We start from the raw sequence: 1,840 nt of genomic DNA on the forward strand, positions 1-1,840 counted from the left end.
GTTTGCGGTAGGGACGCTCATTGCTGAGCGCCCCCCGCGCGGATCCGGACGAGCCCAATTAAGGCATCCGGCTCTTACCTTGGGTATGTGACGGCGAAGCGCTGTTGTGGCCAGGGATGGAGGATACGGGGTTGAGGGAGCCATTCATCCGCCAACTTCGTCATGCGGTCCCACGTGAAGCGGTCTCGTTGGCTTCGCCGCCGAAGCGTTCGACGCCAGAGATCGGTCACATAGTAGCGGAACGCTGAGAGCGCCCGCCCATTTGTAGGAACCGCGTAGTAGGCGAAGTGGCCGGCGACGACCTGTCTCAGCCATGCACCCTGGACGAGGATCGGTTGGTGCATCCGACGCCGCAGCTTTTCCTTGATGTCCTGAAGCTTCCTCCGCAGACGGTCGCGACGGGTCTTCCTTTCGAGCAGGAAGTTCCCCCGGCGTGACTTACCGCAGATGTGGGTGAAGCCCAGAAACATGAAGGTCTCCGGTTTGCCAAGGCCGCGCCCCTTGCGGTTGACCGCCGCACGGCGACCAAACTCAATCAAGCGGGTCTTGTCTGGGTGGAGTGTCAACGCGAATGCTTCAAACCGTTCACGCATTGCATCAAGGAAACGGCGAGCGTCGTCCTCATGCTCGAAGCCAGCCACGAGATCATCGGCATAGCGCACGATGATCATGTCGCCATGGGCCTCTTGCCGTCGCCAGCGTTCGGCCCAAAGATCGAACGTGTAGTGCAGGTAGACATTGGCGAGCAGCGGCGAAATCACCGATCCTTGCCCCGTGCCCCTGTCGTCCACGGTAACGACCCCGTCTTCGAGAATGCCCGCCTTCAGCCATTTACGGATCAGGCGGATGATGCGCTTGTCGCCGATGCGGTGTTCCAAGAACTGGACCAGCCAGTCTTGGTTCACACTTCCGAAAAAGTTTTGCACGTCGGCGTCAAGTATCCAGTTCACCTTCCGCGAGGTGATCGCTACCGCCAGGGCGTCCAACCCATCATGTGGGCCCCGACCGGGTCGAAACCCGTAGGAGAAACCGACGAAGTCGCCTTCGTAGATGGCGTTGAGCACCATGACGGTCGCGCCTTGGACGATTTTGTCCTCCAAAGCCGCGATCGCCAGCGCTCTCTCCCGGCCCTCCGCCTTCGGAATATACGTCCGACGTGACGGTTGGGGACGATACGCTCCTGTGTGGACCCGTCGGTGCAGATCCGCAAGCCGGGGCTCCAGATCTGTCTCGAAGTCCTGCCATGTCACACCATCCACGCCGGGGGCTGCTTTGCGCTTGAGCGCGTAGAAAGCCATCCGGAGCGTGTCGGTATTGATATGGTGGAGAAGCGCTGTGAACCGCTCCTTCTTCCTCTGCCTTGCGGCTTGCCGTACGCGATCAAGCTCCTGGATCACACGATCCCGGCCCTGTGTCCGGAGTGTGCTTTGCTGTCTCGCGTTTCCCTTGGTCCCCGCCCTTCGCTCCATCGCCTCCGCCACCGTACCTCCGGCTTTGTTCGGCGACTTCATTGCTACTATGGCGGAGTCAGACTTCTCCAGATCGTTCATCGGCGGCTACGGCTCCTCGCCTTCCCGCCGCGGACCAGGCCGCTTCCATGAGCATCTGGCCGACCAAGAGAGCTCCCGGTTCCCGTACAAGAAGCTTCTGCACATGCCAGGGTCTGCGACCACGCCGAGACGTCTGGGCGCTCGCGATATCGCACCCTTTCGTGTTGCCTTCCGCTCAGTTGACAGCGTCGGCTCTCGGGAAAGCATTCTTTCGCGGCTCCATGGCTGGCCTATGCGCTCCCCTGCCGACGCTTCGCCGACATCCTCGCGGACGCCTGCGCACGGCTCGG

Annotated in this window: 1 protein-coding gene; it reads right to left on the reverse strand. The window is 61.5% G+C overall.

Features of this window, described 5'->3' with window-relative positions; translation table 11 throughout:
• Positions 1–74 precede the first annotated feature (74 nt).
• Positions 75–1,550, reverse strand: a complete 1,476-nt coding sequence (gene ltrA, locus XI03_RS01655) for a group II intron reverse transcriptase/maturase (protein ID WP_271591109.1) — start codon at positions 1,548–1,550, stop codon at positions 75–77.
• Between the last annotated feature and the right edge of the window lie 290 nt (positions 1,551–1,840).

The organism is Bradyrhizobium sp. CCBAU 65884 (assembly GCF_028128835.1).
Classification (GTDB): Bacteria; Pseudomonadota; Alphaproteobacteria; order Rhizobiales; family Xanthobacteraceae; genus Bradyrhizobium; species Bradyrhizobium ottawaense.

What these genes read in the sequence shown, in the direction of transcription:
- ltrA (WP_271591109.1), bottom strand. Translation starts at nt 1,550, where the DNA reads ATGAACGATCTGGAGAAGTCTGACTCCGCCATAGTAGCAATGAAGTCG.